A 16,946-nucleotide genomic window follows, 5' to 3' on the forward strand; every position below is an offset into this window, starting at 1 on the left:
CCAAGAAACATGAACATGAAACAAATTTTACCGATTGTCATGATGGTGGCAGCGCCTACAATGGGCGTGGCTCAGCAGAAATCGGGGCTCGTCATGTCGAATCTCGACAAGACGGCCAAGCCTGCCGACGACTTTTACCAGTTCGCTACAGGCGGCTGGCAGAAAGCTCACCCGCTGCCGGCAGCCTACAGTCGCTACGGCAGTTTCGACAAGCTGCAGGAAGACAACAACGTACGCATCAACTCGATTCTGGGCGATCTGCTGAAGAAGAAATACAAGCAGGGAACCACCGAGCAAAAACTCTCCGACTTCTACAAGCTGGCCATGGACTCCGTTCGCCGCAACAAAGAAGGCGTTAGCCCTGTAAAACCGTTGCTGAACGAGATGGAACAGGCCGCTACCAAGGCCGACCTGCGCCGCATTCAGCTTAAGTACGCCGCCTTCGGCTATGGAGTACCCATGGGCATAGGCTTCGGCGCCGACGAGAAAAACGCCAAGATGAACATCCTGAACATCTATCAGGGCGGCTTGACATTGGGCGAGAAGGAGTATTACCTTGACAACGACGAGGCTACAACGGCCATTCGCGAGGCCTACAAGGAGCACATCGCCCGCATGTTCCACCTCTTCGGATTCTCCGATGCGGCAGCATCAGCCAAGCGCGATGCCGTTATCCGCTTCGAGACCTCGGTCGCTCTCATTTCCAAAAGCAATACAGAGCTGCGCGACCCGCAGGCCAATTACAACAAGATGAGCCTCAAGCAGTTCGAGGCCAACTATCCTAACATACCGCTGGAGTCACTGCTCAACGCCGAGGGTGTGAAGAGTTCGTACTTCCAGGAGATGGTAGTAGGCCAGCCGCAGTTCGTGGCCGGCATCGACAAACTTACCTCCGTGCTCACCACCGACGACCTGAAGGCCATCATGGAGTGGGACGCCATCATGATGGCTGCAGGCTATCTGAGCGACGACGTGATAGCAGCAAACTTCGACTTCTTCGGCAAGACCATGCGCGGACGCCAGCAGGACTTCCCCCGCTGGAAGCGTGCAGTAAACCAGGTTGAGGCTGCCATGGGCGAGCCTCTGGGCAAGATGTACTGCGAGCGCTATTTCCCGGCCTCGTCGAAGAAGCGCATGGAGCAGCTCATCCGCAACCTGCAGGTTAGCCTCGGACAGCGTATAGATGCGCAGACCTGGATGAGCGACACCACCAAGGCTGCCGCCCATGCCAAGTTAGACGCCTTTTACGTGAAGGTGGGCTATCCCAACAAGTGGAAAGACTGGAGCGGGCTGACCATCGACCCGGCCAAGTCGTACTACGAAAACGCCATGGCCGTGGCCCTCTTCAAGGACAAGCGCAGCATTGAGGAGAAAGCCGGAAAGCCCGTGGATCGCGACGAATGGCACATGACTCCGCAGACTGTGAACGCCTACTACAATCCAACGACCAACGAGATTTGCTTCCCCGCCGGCATCCTTCAGTACCCCTTCTTCGACCCGAAGGCTGATGACGCCTTCAACTATGGCGCCATCGGCGTGGTGATAGGTCACGAGATGACCCACGGCTTCGACGACCAGGGCAGCCAGTACGACAAGGACGGCAACATGAAGAACTGGTGGACGGCATCTGATGAGGCCAACTTCAAGAAGCGCGGCGATATGTATGCCGACTTCTTCTCGTCCATCGAGGTGCTGCCCGGCCTGCACGGAAACGGCCGCTTCACGCTTGGAGAGAACCTGGCCGACCACGGTGGGCTCCAGGTATCGTTCAACGCATTCAAGAATGCCACTGCCAAGAGCCCGCTGAAGGCCAAGGACGGCTTCACGCCCGAGCAGCGTTTCTTCATTGCCTACGCCGGTGTATGGGGCCAGAACATTACCGAGAAGGAGATACGCAACCGCGTAAAGGCCGACCCGCATGCACAGGGAGAGTGGCGTGTAAACGGTGCCCTGCCGCACATCGACGCCTGGTACGAAGCCTTCGACGTGAAGTCAACCGACAAGATGTACCTGCCCAAGGAGAAGCGTTTGGAACTTTGGTAAGTCTAAACCTTACAAATAACCCTAAAGGATGCCCGGCCAATGGCGGCAGGCATCCTTTTTTTATTGTCCTTCTTGCTGTTTTCTTGCTCATGGCAGCAGATAACTGGTTAAAGGAAAAGCCCACCACAGCCCTCCCGAAAGGAGGGAGCATTGCCGTAAACAAAGAGTGAATGGAAATATAGTTGCTACTTAAGGGAGAACGACAAACCGTTTCCTCCCCTTGGAAAGGGGAGGTTAGGAGGGGATGACACATAAGCAGCACTCGTTGAAAAACACTTTCTTTCTCTCGTTTTCGATTGATTTTCTGTTATGAAACGGATGTTTTGAACTTGGGATATATGCTTTGGTTAGTCGGTATCTTGCTGAAAATCATCCCCTCCTCCGCCTCCCCTTTCCAAGGGGAGGATACCAGTTAGACTTGCTTCGCTTCTTTTTCCTCTTCCTGCTTTCTGCTATCAACTGCATGATAAACCTGCTTTGTTCCAAGGGGAGGATACCAGTTGGCTCCTTAACCAATACTTAGCTCCCTCTTTGTTCCCATTACAAGCTGTAGGGCAAACCAGTTCCTCCCCTTAGAAAGGGGAGGTTAGGAGGGGATGATAATTCGGGGGAATGGGGTAATAAACTTGTTATCCGGCAAATAAAAACAGCAAGCGGATATAAAAAACCGCGTTAAGGAAGGCGTAAAAAACCTGCTCCGGCGGTGTTGAAGATAAGGGAAAGGAACTTTCGACAAGTGTCGCATGATTGTGCGACACTTGTCAAATGATCGTGCGACACTTGTCAAAAGTTCACGAACCATAGCTTCAGCACCCGGAGGGCATACATTGGATAACCGGATAAGATGCAGAAAGGCGTGCAGCCGTCAACAGGTTGCACGCCTTTCACGCAGTGGTTTACCCGGAAAAGAGGCTATTGGGTGATGATGAGCCGCAGGCTGTCGGCCTTGGCCCGTGTCTTGAGCCACTGCTGCAGCTTCTGTCTGTCGGTGTTGCTGAAGCGGCCCCTGTTGCCCACAACGGCCATCACGTAGCGACGCACGGCAGCGGAGTCAACGTTGGATTCGGCAACGCGGGTCAGTGTAACGGTGCTGATGGTGGGATAGAGAGCCCTGAGCTCGTTCCTGATGTCCTTGCCCATCGTTTCGTAGCGCGTGTATTGCGCGAGCTGGCTTTCCAGGTCGTGTATCTGTGTTGACTGCTCCACCAGCTTCTGGTTGGTGGCTTCGCCGGACAGGGTGGCGTTGTTCAGCGTCTGGCTGCGCAGCAGCAAGCTGTCCGACTGGTAGCCCTGGATAACGTTCAGCTTGTAACCGGCCATCTTGTAGCCGTCCATCTGCTTCCTGATGCTGTCTATGGTGCTCTTTGTTATCAGCCTGCCAACGGCCACTACGTTAAGAGTTTTGCTCTTCTCATCCAGGTTCTGCGATATGATTTGGGTGCCCTTGAACACGAGCTCGTTCTTTACGAACCTGCGGGCATTGTTGTCCACCACGCTTTGCCTGATGATGTTGATGGTCATGTAGGTAGCCGGCAGCATGGTGAGGATGACGATGGCCACGATGTAACGCCGCACCTTGGAAAGGCGCTGGGGGTCTTCAAAGGTCTTGTGCTCGAACTTCAGCATCCTTACCCCCACGAAGGTGGCCAGACAGATGAATACGGTATTGATGAAATACAGATACAAAGCGCCGAAGAAATAGGAGGGGCTGCCCACGGCCAAGCCGTAACCAGCGGTACAGAGCGGCGGCATGAGGGCCGTGGCAATGGCCACTCCGGGTATTACATTGCCCTTTCCTTTGGTTGAAAGGGCAAGAATGCCGGCCGCGCCACCGCACAGCGCGATGAGCACATCGTACAACGTGGGCGACGTACGGGCAAGAAGTTCCGACTGAGCCTCGTTGAGTGGCGTGATGGCAAAGTAGAGCGTGGCCGTTAAAGCACTGATGCCGGTGGCCACGAGGTAGTTCTTGACCGACCGTTTGAGCAGCTCCAAATCGTTGATGCCTATGGCCAGGCCCATGCCGATGATAGGTCCCATGAGCGGGGAGATGAGCATGGCGCCGATGATAACTGCCGTGGAGTTGACGTTCAGGCCAAGAGAAGCAATGAAGATGGCAAAGATGAGCACCCACAGATTGGCTCCGTGGAAGGCTACGCCGCTGCTTATCTGGCTGATGGTTTCCTCTTCGTTCTCCTTGTCGGGTATGGCATTGAAGTATCCCTTCACAACTTGCCACAGGGTGGTTGTATGCTCTGTCATGTCAATGTTTTTGTTGCAAATTTAATGTTTTTGGCTGATAAATGGGCAGAATGAGGCTAAAAATGTGCCGTAAGGGCTGCCATTGCGATTTGGAAGTTCCACTTTTTTTGTGTATCTTTGCACAAAGAACGAAAGTTAAAACATTGTTTTTGCTCCTACAGTTGATGCTTTGACTTTGAATGATGCTTTCTTTTGTATTTCCATGAAGCAGCTGCGGCGCTTATGCTTGATGGAGTTGTTTCTGATAAAAGATAAAAAGACATGATGAAGAGTTACCAACGCAAGATAGAATACAGGCTGATAGTGCCCGCTTATCAGTTCATGCAGCGTGAGAAGTCGAGCGGAGTAGTGCTCGCCCTGTCGGTGGTCGTGGCCCTGCTGCTGGCCAATTCGCCGCTCAGAGAGCAGTATGCCGCCATCTTCGAGCAGCACTTCGGGTTCGTTTACAACGGCCGGCCGTTCCTGAACTTCAGTCTGGAGCATTGGATAAACGACGGTTTGATGTCGATGTTCTTCTTCGTCGTGGGGCTTGAACTGAAGAGTGAGTTCATCGGAGGCGAGCTTCGGGACATCCGGCAGGTTATCTTGCCCGTAGGTGCTGCTGTGTTCGGCATGCTGTTTCCGGCAGCTATCTACCTCTTGCTCAATGCCGGCACGCCCGTTGCGCAGGGCTGGGGAATTCCCATGGCCACCGATATTGCCTTTGCCCTGGCCGTGCTCTACATGCTGGGCGACCGCGTGCCAGTGTCGGTCAAGGTGTTTCTCACCACGCTGGCCATCGTCGACGACCTGGGTTCCGTGCTGGTAATAGCTCTCTTCTACACCTCCCACATCTCGCTGATGAGCGTTGCAGTGGGCATAGGTTTCCTGGGTTTGATGTTCGCAGGCAACAAGTTAGGCATCAAGAGCGTGTGGTTTTATGGCGTGCTCGGTATCGGCGGCGTGTGGGTAGCGTTCCTCATGTCGGGCGTTCATGCCACCATAGCTGCCGTACTGTCGGCTATGGTGATACCGGCCGACTCAAAGATAGCCGAACCTGCATTCATTGCACGCATCAGGAAGGAGCTGAAGCGCTTTGAAGAAGCCGAGTCCAACGACGTGCGGACGCTGGAACCGGAGCAGGTGGAGATAATCTCGAAGGTGAAGGAGAACACCCTGATGGCCATTCCGCCCCTGCAGCGGCTGGAGCACAGCATGCACCCGCTGGTGTCGTTCGTCATCATGCCCGTGTTTGCACTGGCCAATGCAGGCGTCTCGTTCGTGGATATGGACCCGTCGGTACTCTTCGACAACCACGTTGCCCTGGGCGTACTGTGCGGGCTGCTGATAGGAAAACCCGTTGGCATCGTTACCTCCGTGTGGCTGCTTACGCGCCTGCGGCTGGGGCGGCGCAGCATGTCGTGGCGCCGGCTGACGGGACTCGGCTTCCTTGCCTCCATCGGTTTCACCATGTCCATGTTCGTTACCATGCTGGCATTCGATGATGTCACGAACCACGAACAGGCCAAGGTGGGCATCTTTGCAGCCTCCATACTGGGCGGAATCATTGGCTACGCGCTGTTGAAAGAAAGCCGCAGCCATTCGTGAGCAATCTTTTAATAACCCTCTGTTTAGCAATCACTTATCCGTATCATGCTTTCCCGCCTTCACGGAGCTATGCTTCAACGTCCTTGAACGGCACCTTCAAGGACGTTGAAGCTATTGTTCGGGCGCCTTGACCCATAGCTCCGTCGCGGCGGGTGCACGCAGGCAGGGTTGCAGGGCCACGCTCATTGACCGCATGCAGCTTAGCTTGCAGGGTGCAGGAAGCTCCTGCCCGGAGGCAAAGGAGAGGATTTCTTGTGTTTTTCATGTTGCTTTTTTCGTTCGTAGTATTTATTTTCGTTATCTTTGCATGACTGTAAACAGATGGTTCAACATTTAAATTCAAATAGCTTTGCCGTTAAGATTACCCGATAAACTGCCTGCCATTGAGTTGCTGAAGCGCGAAAACATCTTCGTGATGGACTTCTCGCGCGCCCACAGACAGGACATCCGCCCGCTGAAGATAGTGGTTCTGAACCTCATGCCGCTCAAGCTGACCACGGAGACCGACCTCATCCGCCTGCTCTCCAACTCGCCTTTGCAGCTGGAGGTCAACTTCCTGAAGATGAAAAGTCACAGTCCCCGGAACACGCCCGTGGAGCACATGATGATGTTCTACAAGGACTTTGAGGAACTCTCTAAGACCAACTGGGACGGTCTGATTGTGACCGGAGCGCCCGTGGAGCTGCTGCCTTTCGAGCAGGTTGACTACTGGGACGAGCTTACCGCCATCTTCCGCTGGGCCCGCACGCACGTTACCAGCACGCTCTACATCTGCTGGGCGGCCCAGGCAGGGCTGTATTGCCACTACGGCATCCCCAAATATCCGCTGCCGGAGAAGATGTTCGGCATCTTCCGCCAGTACCCCCTGCAGCCGGAACTGCCCATCTTCCGCGGCTTCGACGATGTGTTCAGCATGCCCCAGAGCCGCCACACGGAGGTGCGCCGGGAGGACATAGAACGCGTGGAGGGGCTGGACATCATCTCGGAGTCGCCCGAGAGCGGCGTTGGAATTGTCATGGCGCGGGGCGGAAGGGAGTTTTTTATCACCGGACATCTGGAATACGCCCCCGACACTCTTGACAAGGAGTACCGCCGGGACTTAGGAAAACGCGACGACGTGGGGCTGCCTGTCAATTATTACAAAGACAACAACCCGGCCAACAAGCCGCTGGTAACCTGGCGCTCGCATGCCAACCTGCTGTACAATAACTGGATTAACTACTACGTTTATCAAGAAACACCGTACGATCTGAATAACATCAGGTAGACAGGGCGGCTCATCCTCCGCCATTACACGAACCGTTATGAGAACACTGGAACTGCTGGCACCCGCCAAGAACACAGAATGTGGCATTGCTGCCATTGACCACGGAGCCGACGCCGTGTACATAGGCGCCGACCGTTTCGGTGCCCGTGCGGCGGCGGGCAATACCGTTACCGACATTGCCCGGCTCTGTCGCCATGCCCATCTCTATGGCGCCCGGGTTTATGTAACGGTGAACACCATTATTTACGAACACGAACTGGAAGCCATCCGGCAGCTGATAACGGAGCTGGAAGAGGCCGGCGCAGATGCTCTCCTGGTACAGGACATGGGCATTTTGCGTATGGGAACGAGGCTGCCGCTGCACGCTTCGACCCAATGTGATACTCGTACGGCGGAGAAAGTGGGCTGGCTGAAGCAGTTGGGCTTTGCCCGCGCCGTGCTGGCCCGCGAGCTCTCGGCAGCCGAAATCAGGCAGATACACGCCTCGGTGCCCGACATGGAGCTGGAAGTCTTTGTGCACGGCGCCCTCTGCGTGAGCTATTCGGGCGTGTGCTATGCCTCGCAGTACTGCTTCAACCGTTCGGCCAACAGGGGCGAGTGCGCCCAGTTCTGCCGCATGAAGTTCGACTTGCTCGATGCCGACGGCCGTGAGATAGAGCACCAACGGCATCTGCTCTCGCTCAAGGACATGTGTCAGATAGACAATCTCGAGGCCTTGGCCGACGCCGGAGCCTGCTCTTTCAAGATTGAGGGGCGGCTGAAAGACGTGGCATACGTGAAGAACGTGGTGGCTGCCTACAGCCGGCAACTGGACCGGCTCATCCGGAAACGGCCCGGAGAGTATTGCCGGGCGTCGCGCGGAGAGGTGCAGTATGCCTTTACACCCAACCTGCACAAGACTTTCAACCGCGGCTTCACCACTTATTTTCTGAACGGTCGGCAGCCCGACATCGCCAGTTTCGACACGCCCAAGGCCCTGGGCGAGTTCGTTGGCCGTGTGAAGGAGCTGCGCGGTAACAGCTTCAACGTGGCCGGAACGGCGGCCTTTGCCAATGGCGACGGTCTCTGCTTCATCAACGCCGCGCATGAACTTGAGGGCTTCCGGGTGAACCGGGCAGAGGGCAACCGCCTCTTTCCGCTCAAGATGCCGGAGCATCTGCGGCCCGGAATGGCTCTGTATCGCAACAACGACGTGGCCTTTGAGAAGATTCTCGCCGGGCCTACGGCAGAACGTAAGCTGGCTCTCGACATGACATTTGCTGCCACTGCGGGCGGCTTCAGGCTTCAGGCAGCTACGGCCGGCGGGGCCTCCACGGCCGTTGCCACCGTAGAATTTGAGCACCAGGAGGCCCGGAAACCGCAGCGTGACAACATCGTGTACCAGCTTACCAAGCTGGGCAACACGCCCTACACGTGCCGGAACGTACGGATAGAAGGCGGGGCAGAGGGCTGTTTCGTGCCCTCCAGCATGCTGGCCGACCTGCGGCGGAGTGTGGTGGAGCAACTTCTGGCGGCGGCCGAAACCGTTGCGCGCAGCGAGAAACCTGCTGCTCCGCAGGCCGTGGTGCCGCAAAAGGAGCAGCTGATATGGCAGCCCGAGTACAAGACCTATCCCTATCTGTACAACATCTCCAACCATCTGGCCCGTGAGTTCTACGAGAGCAGGGGAATGGAAAACGTGGCCGAGGCCTTTGAGGTGGATGCCCGCCACGCGCGGCCCGTCATCATGCAGTGCCGCCATTGCATCCGTTATTCGTTGGGCTACTGTGTTCTGAAAGGCGGAAAGAAGCCCACCTGGAAAGAGCCTCTTTACCTGCGGCTGGGCGACGGGCGCAGGTTCATGCTGGAATTCAGGTGCAACGAGTGCCAGATGAATGTGCTGGCCGACGCCTCACCGCATGCGAAGTGACGGCCGGAGGCTTGCAACGTTTGAGTTTTACCTTATTATATAAAACCAGGAATGAGCAACTTGAAGCATTACGTTTACATCATGGCGTGCGTGGTCTTATCCCTCCCGGGCCTTAGCTCCTGCTATCACCAGCAGCCCAAGACCTCCGATGCCTACGTTCAATACAGCGAGCGGCAGCGCGACTCGCTATCGTTCTCATCGACCCACCATTATACCAACAACTTCAACTTCATTGTCAAGGCCGATTCGCTCGTCCTTTTTCGGCAGCAACCGGAGGAAGTCGTGAGCCACATGGAGACCGACTCGCTGAGCGTGAAGCATCATGACCGCCTCGTGGTAGCCGACATCCGCATCCTGCCCAACGACTCCATAGACTCCGTGTGGGTGCAGGTGGCCCGCGACCAGGAAACCTTCGGGTGGATACATGAGTCGAAACTGATACCCAACGTGGTGCCCGACGACCCCATTTCACAGTTCATTTCCACCTTCTCTGACGTGCATCTGCTCATCTTCCTCATTGTGATTTGCTTCATAGGCTCCTGCTATCTGATGCGCCGGTTGCTGAAGAAGAAAGCCTACATCGTCCATTTGCGCGACGTGGACTCCTTCTATCCCACGCTCTTGGCACTGCTGGTGGCGGCTTCGGCCACGCTTTATGCCAGCATCCAGCTGTTCGCCCCCGAGATGTGGAGGCACTTCTACTTCCATCCCACGCTCAATCCGTTCTCCGTTCCGCTGATATTGGGCATCTTCCTGGCATCCGTATGGGCCATGCTGATAGTGGGACTGGCAGCTGTAGACGACATCCGCCACCTGCTGCCAGTGGGCGAAGCCGTGACTTATCTGCTTGGACTGGCTGCCGTGTGTGCCGTCAACTACATTGTGTTCAGCATCACCACCCTCTACTATGTGGGCTATGCGCTGCTGGCACTCTATGCCTATTACGCCGTGCGGTTGTACCTGCGCCACAGCCACACGGTCTACGTGTGCGGCAACTGCGGTGCACTAATGCACCGAAAGGGCCGTTGTCCGCACTGCGGAGCACTAAATTCCTAACAAATAAGGATTGCTGTTTTGTTAAAGAATGTGTAACTTTGCACGCATTAAGTTACCTTCTTATGAATAAAAAACTATTGATGGCAGCAGCCGTAGGCGCTGTTATGTCCTCCTCCATGCAGGCTGTAACCATACCGGGACGCCCGATTTACAGCTTAGCCGATTCTTCCCGAGTATTTGATTTGGATGAAGTTCTTGTGGTATCGCAGCCCAAAGAGCAGTTCCGCCTGCGCCAGCAGCCGTTGAGCAGCAACATGTTTTCGGTCCGCGAGATGCAGTCGCTCAACGTGCGCGACCTGCGCGAGCTCTCTGCCTACGTGCCTTCGCTCGCCATGCCCAACTACGGTTCGCGCTACACTTCGTCCATCTACGTAAGGGGAATAGGCTCCCGCGTAAACAGTCCGGCCGTGGGCATCTACGTTGACGGCATGCCCCTGCTGAGCAAGAGCGCGTATAACTTCCACTCGTATGCCTTGGAGCGTGTCGACATCATGCGCGGTCCGCAGGGCACCCTCTATGGTCAGAACACCGAGGGAGGCATCGTGAGGATGTATTCCCGTAACCCGATGAACTACCAGGGCACTGATGTGAACCTGGGATTAGGCTCCCGCTGGTACCGCAACGTTGAGCTTACACATTATAATAAGGTAAGCGACAGGTTCGCATTCTCCATTGGCGGCTTCTATAATGGGCAGAACGGCTTCTTCCGCAACGCCACTACGGGCGAGCGGGCCGACAGGTACAACGAGGGCGGAGGCAAGCTGCGGCTCGTCTTCCAGCCAACTTCGCGCGTCGGGATAAACTACATTGCCGATTATCAGTATGTGCGCCAGAACGGCTTCCCCTATGGAGTGCTCGACGCGGAGACCGGCCGCACGGCCTCTCCTGCTACCAACCGGCAGAGCAACTACAGGCGCAACATCTTCAATACGGCGCTCGACTTCAACTACAAGGGCAACGGTTTCGACTTCAACTCCACCACCAGCTACCAGTATCTGAAGGATTACATGATGATGGATATCGACTATCTGCCTGCCGACTTCATGCACATGGAGGAGCGGCAGCACCAAAACGCCGTTACCGAAGAGCTCGTGCTGAAGGGCAACCGCAAAGGAATATGGCACTGGACCACAGGTGCGTTCGGCTCCTATCAGTGGCAGAAGACCGTGGCTCCCGTCCACTTTGACGGCGAGATGGATGCTTTCCTGGGCAGCACGATACGCAACGCCATGTACAACGCTATGGTGCGCTCCATGGCCGGACGCTTTACGGCGCAGGGAATGACGATGGAGCAGGCCATGGCCATGGCGCAGCAAATGATAGAGAGCAGGGGAGGAGTGAGCATGGACGTGGACCTGGCCTCGGTTCCGGGCCTGTTCCATACGCCGCAACTCAACCTCGGCGTGTTCCATGAGTCCAGCTTCGACCTCACCGACAGGCTTACCGCCACGCTCGGACTGCGCTATGACTACAGCCGGGTGAAGCTGTCATACGAAACGAGTGCCAAGATGACGTCCACTGCCAATGTGATGGGAACCGAGGCAACCGTAGTTCTCACCTCGCTGCTGCAGGACGAGATGCACAACAGCTACAACCAGCTGCTGCCCAAACTGGGCCTGAGCTACAGGATAGATGACAGCGGAAGCAACGTTTACACTACGGTGAGCAAGGGCTACAGGGCCGGAGGGTTCAACTTCCAGATGTTCTCCGACATCCTGCAGACCGAACTCAACAGGAACAGTTCACAGCGGGGCGACTACGACATTCCGCATACGGAGCAGGATTACGACAACATCCGCCACACCATATCCTACGACCCCGAGACCAGCTGGAACTATGAAGCCGGCACGCACCTCAACCTCTTCGACAACAGCGTGCAGCTTGACCTGGCTGCCTACTACATGCAGGTGCACAACCAACAGCTCTCCGTCATGGCCGGCAACTACGGGTTCGGCCGCATGATGGTGAATGCAGGCAGGGCACGGAGCTGCGGCATCGAGGCTTCGCTGCGCGGACAGGCCTTTGACGACCATCTGAGCTGGAGCGCGTGCTACGGCTTCACCCACGCCGTATTCAAGGACTATACCGACAGCCTGTCGGAGCAAGGCGCGCTGAAGGAGGTGAGCTACGAGGACAACAAGATACCCTTTGTGCCGCAGCACACGTTTGCAGCCTCGGCCGACTACCGCATCGACATTGCCGAAAGCGGGCTGCGGGCAGTCACCATAGGTGCCAACGTGAGCGGAAGGGGCAAGATTTACTGGGACGAAGCCAACACCTACTGCCAGAAGTTCTATGCCGTGGCGGGCGCACATGCCGATGCCGACTTCGGTGCCGTGGTGCTTAGCCTGTGGGGCCGCAATCTTACCAACACGCGTTACAATACCTTTGCCGTAAACAGCGCTGCAACCGGGCGGAGCTATGAGTTTGCCCAGCGGGGCAATCCGGTGCAGTTCGGCGTCGATGTACGGATGCACTTTTAACCACAACTGTTAGAAAACTGTTAGAAGAAGCTGTGCCGAAGACGGACGGCCTGCCGCAGACAGCGACAGGCAAGGTGTCCGCCTTCGGCACTTTTCGTGATGTTGGGGCATGAGAAAAGCCTGCCTATATTTCTTTACAAATACCCTCTCAGGTTTCGCGTATTTGCCGGCAACCGTCCGTTTGGTCGCAAATACACGCGTTTTGGGCCGTTTTCGTAATTCGTTGAGTATCAGTGTTTTATCTTTATAGCATACTTCCTGGCCGTAGTGAGATGGTCTCACTATCGTAGTGAGATGGCCTCACTATCGTAGTGAGATGGCCTCACTATCGTAGTGAGATGGCCTCACTACTGTAAGGAGATGGCCTCACTATCGTAAGGAGATGGCCTCCTTACGCTAAAGAGCATAGCTCCGAGGGGCTTAAAGCATAGCTTTTGCGACTTTGAAGGCCACATTCAGCACTTACGGAGGTGGCAAACGGGCCCGAAAGCGACTGCAAACGAGGGTTCCGTTTGCTGGTTCGAGCAGAATGATTGCACGTTTTTTCGGCATGTTTTCTTTACAAACAAAGATGCTCCGCGTGGTTTCCGCCGCCTCGCCAGGCAGCGGTCGTGGCGCGTGCACTGCGCCCGCTGACGGGTCGGACTGCCGGAGAAGACGCTCACGGACGGTAAACCTTTTTTGTTGATTAATATTAAATCTTTTATTCTATATAGGTGTTATCTGATATATTTTTCTTATTTTTGCAACTAAATTACTTGTAATAACGTCTTGAGGACATGAGAAAGGGAATGAGAACCGTTTTCTGTGCGTCGTTGTGCGTGCTTATGCTGGCTACGGCAAGCTGCGGGAACGGCCAGAAAAAAGAATTCAACAGACTGCTGACGGAGCTGGCGGCCGACGATGCAACTATCGACAGCGACGACTGGAGCAAGATAGCCGGATTCCTGGACAGCAACAAGGCCCGCCTGAAGGAGTTCTACGACGGCGACCGCATCAACGTGGACGCCGTGAAGGAGTACATCGAAGACTTCTTCGAAGGTCGCCGCCCGGCCAGGGAAATCAAGTTCGTGGGCATCGGCGGCAAGCCCCTGAAGGTGAAGTTCTATCTGGAACGGTCGGGCTCCATGACGGCATACGACTCGCCCGCAGGCGACGGCAGCTTCAAGGCGGCCATCGTGCAGATGCTGAACAACCTGCCCGACAACGACAACCGCATCTATGTGGTGAACAGCAACGTGAACGCTTACCCGCAAGGGTTCCGCAAGTTCCTGAGCGACCCTAACATCTTTGAGGCTACGAAGGGCATTGGCGACCCATCGTACACCGACTTCGGCGCCATCTTCGACAACATTCTGAACAAGACGGGCGACGATGAAATCAGCATACTCGTAACCGACATGATTTACTCCACGCGCAACATGGCCGGCGTAAACCCGCAGAAGGTGTTTGCCGAGGCGCAGGGAATGACGAATGCGGTGTTCAAGAGCGAGGTGAGGAACAAGAGCATGCTCATCATCAAGATGAACGGCTCTTTCAACGGGCCCTATTATGCCTACAACAACAGCGTGAGGCAGTACAACGGCAGGCGCCCGTACTACATCGTGGTGGTGGGTAGCAACGACAACATAGCCCGCCTGACGACCGACAAGAGCTACATTCCCTTCGCCCGTTTTGCCGACCTCAGAGGCTACGAGGACATGTATCTCTTCGAGACCGACGACGTTTACGAGCCTTACTATTCCATCCTGCTCAACAATCCCGACATCCGCGGCCGGTTCCAACCCGAACGGGGACAAAGCACGCAGATAACCGATATAGACAACGTAGAGGTTGACCGCAACTCGGGCGACATACGTCTGGCGCTGGCGGTGAACCTCGACGGCATGCTCATAGACGAGGATTACCTGACCGATGCGGCCAACTACGAGGTAGAATCGGACGATAAAATCACCATCAGGGAGATACGCAAGATATCAGACAAGGACGTTACGCCCGCCGAAAAGAAGTATTTGGACAAGGCCACCCACATCTTCATTCTGGAAATGAAGGAGATGAAGAACGACCAGGAGGTGCGCATCAAACTGATGAACCGCCTGCCCGCGTGGGTTGAGGCTTCCTCGAACGACGATGATACCAGCGTAGACGCCCGCACAACCTTCGGCCTCAAGTATCTGCTTCAGGGCATATACAACAGCTACCGCAAGAACTCGGAGGGCGAGCCTTACTATTTCGAATTGAAAATGAAGTTTAAAGATTGACAGAATAAGGAAATGAAAAATTCAGTATTACTGATAGCCGGCCTGGTCATTACAGTGCTGTTTGTGGTTTTTGCAAGCCCTCTGTTCGAGGCGCTGTACTATGAGCGCGAGTTCTCCAACGAGATGTACAACCAGAACCTGTACCTCATGGTGGCGCTGGTAACGGCTGCCGTGGCCTGGGCTACGGCCGGGCTGTTCTACTATGCCATCAACTCTGTCAGCTTCAGCCGCTGGTATCACTGGCTCATCGTGCTGCTGGCAGGGGCTGTGGTTACACCCGTTATCAACTACATCTATCCGGACAAAATCTTCTCTGCCGACGGTCTCGACTTCAGCGCACAGCTTGTGAGCTTCTGCGTGATGGACATGCTGGTGGAAGTAGTGCTCTTCGTGGTGGCCTCGTTCTCCATTCGCTGGTGGTCGTCCAACTGCCGCCACACGCCAATACCCGAATAAGTGGGCCGGGCCAAACGGCATGCACCGCGAGGGGAGCATGCCATCAGTTAGTCAAATAAAATAAAAACATAACGTGAGATTATTCTTATTTCTTGTAGGCGGTACCGGGTCGCGCGTCATGCGGCCGCTGGTCATGCAGCTTGCCGCCGGAATACATCCTCTCAACGAGGCCGGGCAGCCCGTGCCGCTGGAGATAGTTCCCATCATCGTTGACCCTCACAAGGCCAATGAGGACTTGAAACGTACCGACAATCTGCTGCGCTGGTACAAGCAAATCCGCCAGTCGCTCTACGGCGATACGGTGGATGTAACGCGCGGGTTCTTTTCTGCCAAGATATCAACTCTTTCGGATATCCTGCCCAACGGCTCCAACCTGAGCGACACGTTCCTGTTCAACATGGGCGCCGTGGAGTCCAAGAAGTTCCAGGACTTCATCTCTTACTCTACGCTCGACACGGCCAACCAGGCCCTGGCATCGATGATGTTCTCCAGCTACCAGCTGGACACAAAGATGGACATAGGCTTTGTGGGTAGCCCGAACATAGGCAGCGTGGCGCTGAACGAGTTCAAGGACTCGGAGGAGTTCCGTCAGTTCTCCAACGTATTCCAGAAGAACGACCGCATCTTCATCGTGAGTTCCATCTTCGGAGGTACCGGTGCGGCCGGCTATCCCATCATTGTGAAGAACATACGCAACGCGGGCAACAACACGATGATAAACAACCGGGGCGACTTGCGCGACGCACGCATCGGCGCCCTCACGGTGTTGCCGTACTTCAACGTGCAGCAGGACGAGAACAGCCCCATCTCGCGGGCCGACTTCATATCGAAGACCAAATCGGCTTTGTTCTACTATCACGACAACCTTACCGGTCTCCGTCAGGGCGGAGTAGACCTTCCGCTGTCTAAAATCAATGCCTGCTACTATGTGGGCGATGAGGTTCCGTCGAACCCCTACTACAATGACCCGGGCGGAAACGGGCAGCGCAACGACGCCCACGTGGTGGAGTACGTGGGAGCCTTGTCGGTGTTGGACTTCCTCTCGATACCCGACGACCAGCTGCGCACTGTCGACGGCAATGCGCAGAACCCCATTTACAAGGAGTACGGACTGGCTAACGACAAGAATACGCTGAGCCTGAAGGACTTCGGTTTGCCCACCCGCTCGTTCGTGAACCGGCAGATGGTGAAGTTCCACCTTGCTTATATGTACATCACCAATCAGCTCAAGAGCGACATCGGGCGCGGTTACACCGAGGATAAACCCGAGATAACGAGCGGATTCCTGTCAACTTCGTTCTTCACCACGCTCACGGCCAACTTCTATGTCTCGTACTTGCAGTGGCTCAAGGAGCTGCGCGGCAACCAGCGGAGCTTTGTTCCGTTCAACTTGGATACCACGAGTTTGAGTGAAGCCATTACGGACGTGGCTCCCAAGACAGGCTTCTTTAAGTCGGCCTTTGATTACAAGACACTGCTTTCTGCGTTGAACAAGAACTCGCAAACCGCGGTTAAAGCCGGCAAGTACGGCTCCGACAAGGTGGCGTTCAGGCTGCTTGACCTGCTTGATGAAACGCTCGACAAGGTTATAGACGAGAAGTTTAACGGAATTATTTAATGTT

The 16,946-nt window shown here is 55.4% G+C and carries 11 protein-coding genes; 9 read left to right on the forward strand and 2 right to left on the reverse strand.

The annotated features are described in order from the left end of the window. Positions 1-9 precede the first annotated feature (9 nt). Complete coding sequence (locus tag BMW31_RS06960) at positions 10-2,043, forward strand: M13 family metallopeptidase (protein ID WP_091823134.1); 2,034 nt, start codon at positions 10-12, stop codon at positions 2,041-2,043. A 912-nt stretch (positions 2,044-2,955) separates the two neighbouring features. Here the strand turns inward: BMW31_RS06960 and BMW31_RS06965 are convergent. Then, positions 2,956-4,305, reverse strand: a complete 1,350-nt coding sequence (locus BMW31_RS06965; RefSeq protein WP_091823137.1) for a TIGR00341 family protein — start codon at positions 4,303-4,305, stop codon at positions 2,956-2,958. A 261-nt stretch (positions 4,306-4,566) separates the two neighbouring features. Here BMW31_RS06965 and nhaA point away from each other — a divergent pair, with 261 nt between their 5' ends. Beyond that, positions 4,567-5,892, forward strand: a complete 1,326-nt coding sequence (gene nhaA, locus BMW31_RS06970) for a Na+/H+ antiporter NhaA (protein ID WP_091823139.1) — start codon at positions 4,567-4,569, stop codon at positions 5,890-5,892. A gap of 67 nt (positions 5,893-5,959) precedes the next feature. Here the strand turns inward: nhaA and BMW31_RS13430 are convergent, their stop codons facing one another. Next, positions 5,960-6,157, reverse strand: coding sequence for a hypothetical protein (locus tag BMW31_RS13430; protein ID WP_177166288.1), 198 nt, complete (start codon positions 6,155-6,157; stop codon positions 5,960-5,962). Positions 6,158-6,241: 84 nt separating this feature from the next. On the opposite strand from BMW31_RS13430, the gene metA reads away from it, so the two are divergent. From metA to BMW31_RS07005, 7 genes are all read left to right on the forward strand, one after another. Further along, positions 6,242-7,159 (forward strand): homoserine O-acetyltransferase MetA, encoded by a 918-nt coding sequence (gene metA, locus BMW31_RS06975; protein WP_091823142.1) that lies wholly within the window; start codon positions 6,242-6,244, stop codon positions 7,157-7,159. 37 nt (positions 7,160-7,196) lie between these two features. Beyond that, positions 7,197-9,068 carry a peptidase U32 family protein gene (locus BMW31_RS06980; protein WP_091823145.1) on the forward strand — a complete coding sequence of 624 codons (1,872 nt, stop codon included), beginning with the start codon at positions 7,197-7,199 and terminating at the stop codon, positions 9,066-9,068. 51 nt (positions 9,069-9,119) lie between these two features. Next, the gene (locus BMW31_RS06985) at positions 9,120-10,124 is read left to right on the forward strand and encodes a beta-carotene 15,15'-monooxygenase (RefSeq protein ID WP_091823148.1); all 1,005 of its coding nucleotides are present in this window, start codon (positions 9,120-9,122) and stop codon (positions 10,122-10,124) included. Between the two features lie 62 nt (positions 10,125-10,186). Beyond that, positions 10,187-12,607: a TonB-dependent receptor gene (locus tag BMW31_RS06990; protein ID WP_091823151.1), complete on the forward strand. Its 2,421-nt coding sequence runs from the start codon at positions 10,187-10,189 to the stop codon at positions 12,605-12,607. 791 nt (positions 12,608-13,398) lie between these two features. Beyond that, on the forward strand, positions 13,399-14,868 hold the full coding sequence (locus tag BMW31_RS06995; RefSeq protein WP_255404870.1) for a hypothetical protein: 1,470 nt from the start codon (positions 13,399-13,401) through the stop codon (positions 14,866-14,868). Positions 14,869-14,880: 12 nt separating this feature from the next. Further along, complete coding sequence (locus BMW31_RS07000) at positions 14,881-15,324, forward strand: hypothetical protein (RefSeq protein ID WP_091823157.1); 444 nt, start codon at positions 14,881-14,883, stop codon at positions 15,322-15,324. A gap of 133 nt (positions 15,325-15,457) precedes the next feature. Then, the gene (locus BMW31_RS07005) at positions 15,458-16,942 is read left to right on the forward strand and encodes a hypothetical protein (protein WP_091823251.1); all 1,485 of its coding nucleotides are present in this window, start codon (positions 15,458-15,460) and stop codon (positions 16,940-16,942) included. Positions 16,943-16,946: the final 4 nt, after the last annotated feature.

Source organism: Prevotella sp. kh1p2 (assembly GCF_900111525.1).
GTDB lineage: Bacteria > Bacteroidota > Bacteroidia > Bacteroidales > Bacteroidaceae > Prevotella.

Bases quoted from the DNA above. Each gene is read 5' to 3' on its own strand.
- BMW31_RS06995 (WP_255404870.1), top strand. From the start codon at position 13,399: ATGAGAACCGTTTTCTGTGCGTCGTTGTGCGTGCTTATGCTGGCTACG.
- BMW31_RS07000 (WP_091823157.1), top strand. From the start codon at position 14,881: ATGAAAAATTCAGTATTACTGATAGCCGGCCTGGTCATTACAGTGCTG.
- BMW31_RS07005 (WP_091823251.1), top strand. From the start codon at position 15,458: ATGCAGCTTGCCGCCGGAATACATCCTCTCAACGAGGCCGGGCAGCCC.
- BMW31_RS06960 (WP_091823134.1), top strand. From the start codon at position 10: ATGAACATGAAACAAATTTTACCGATTGTCATGATGGTGGCAGCGCCT.
- BMW31_RS06980 (WP_091823145.1), top strand. From the start codon at position 7,197: ATGAGAACACTGGAACTGCTGGCACCCGCCAAGAACACAGAATGTGGC.
- BMW31_RS13430 (WP_177166288.1), bottom strand. From the start codon at position 6,157: ATGAAAAACACAAGAAATCCTCTCCTTTGCCTCCGGGCAGGAGCTTCC.
- BMW31_RS06990 (WP_091823151.1), top strand. From the start codon at position 10,187: ATGAATAAAAAACTATTGATGGCAGCAGCCGTAGGCGCTGTTATGTCC.
- BMW31_RS06965 (WP_091823137.1), bottom strand. From the start codon at position 4,305: ATGACAGAGCATACAACCACCCTGTGGCAAGTTGTGAAGGGATACTTC.
- nhaA (WP_091823139.1), top strand. From the start codon at position 4,567: ATGATGAAGAGTTACCAACGCAAGATAGAATACAGGCTGATAGTGCCC.
- BMW31_RS06985 (WP_091823148.1), top strand. From the start codon at position 9,120: ATGAGCAACTTGAAGCATTACGTTTACATCATGGCGTGCGTGGTCTTA.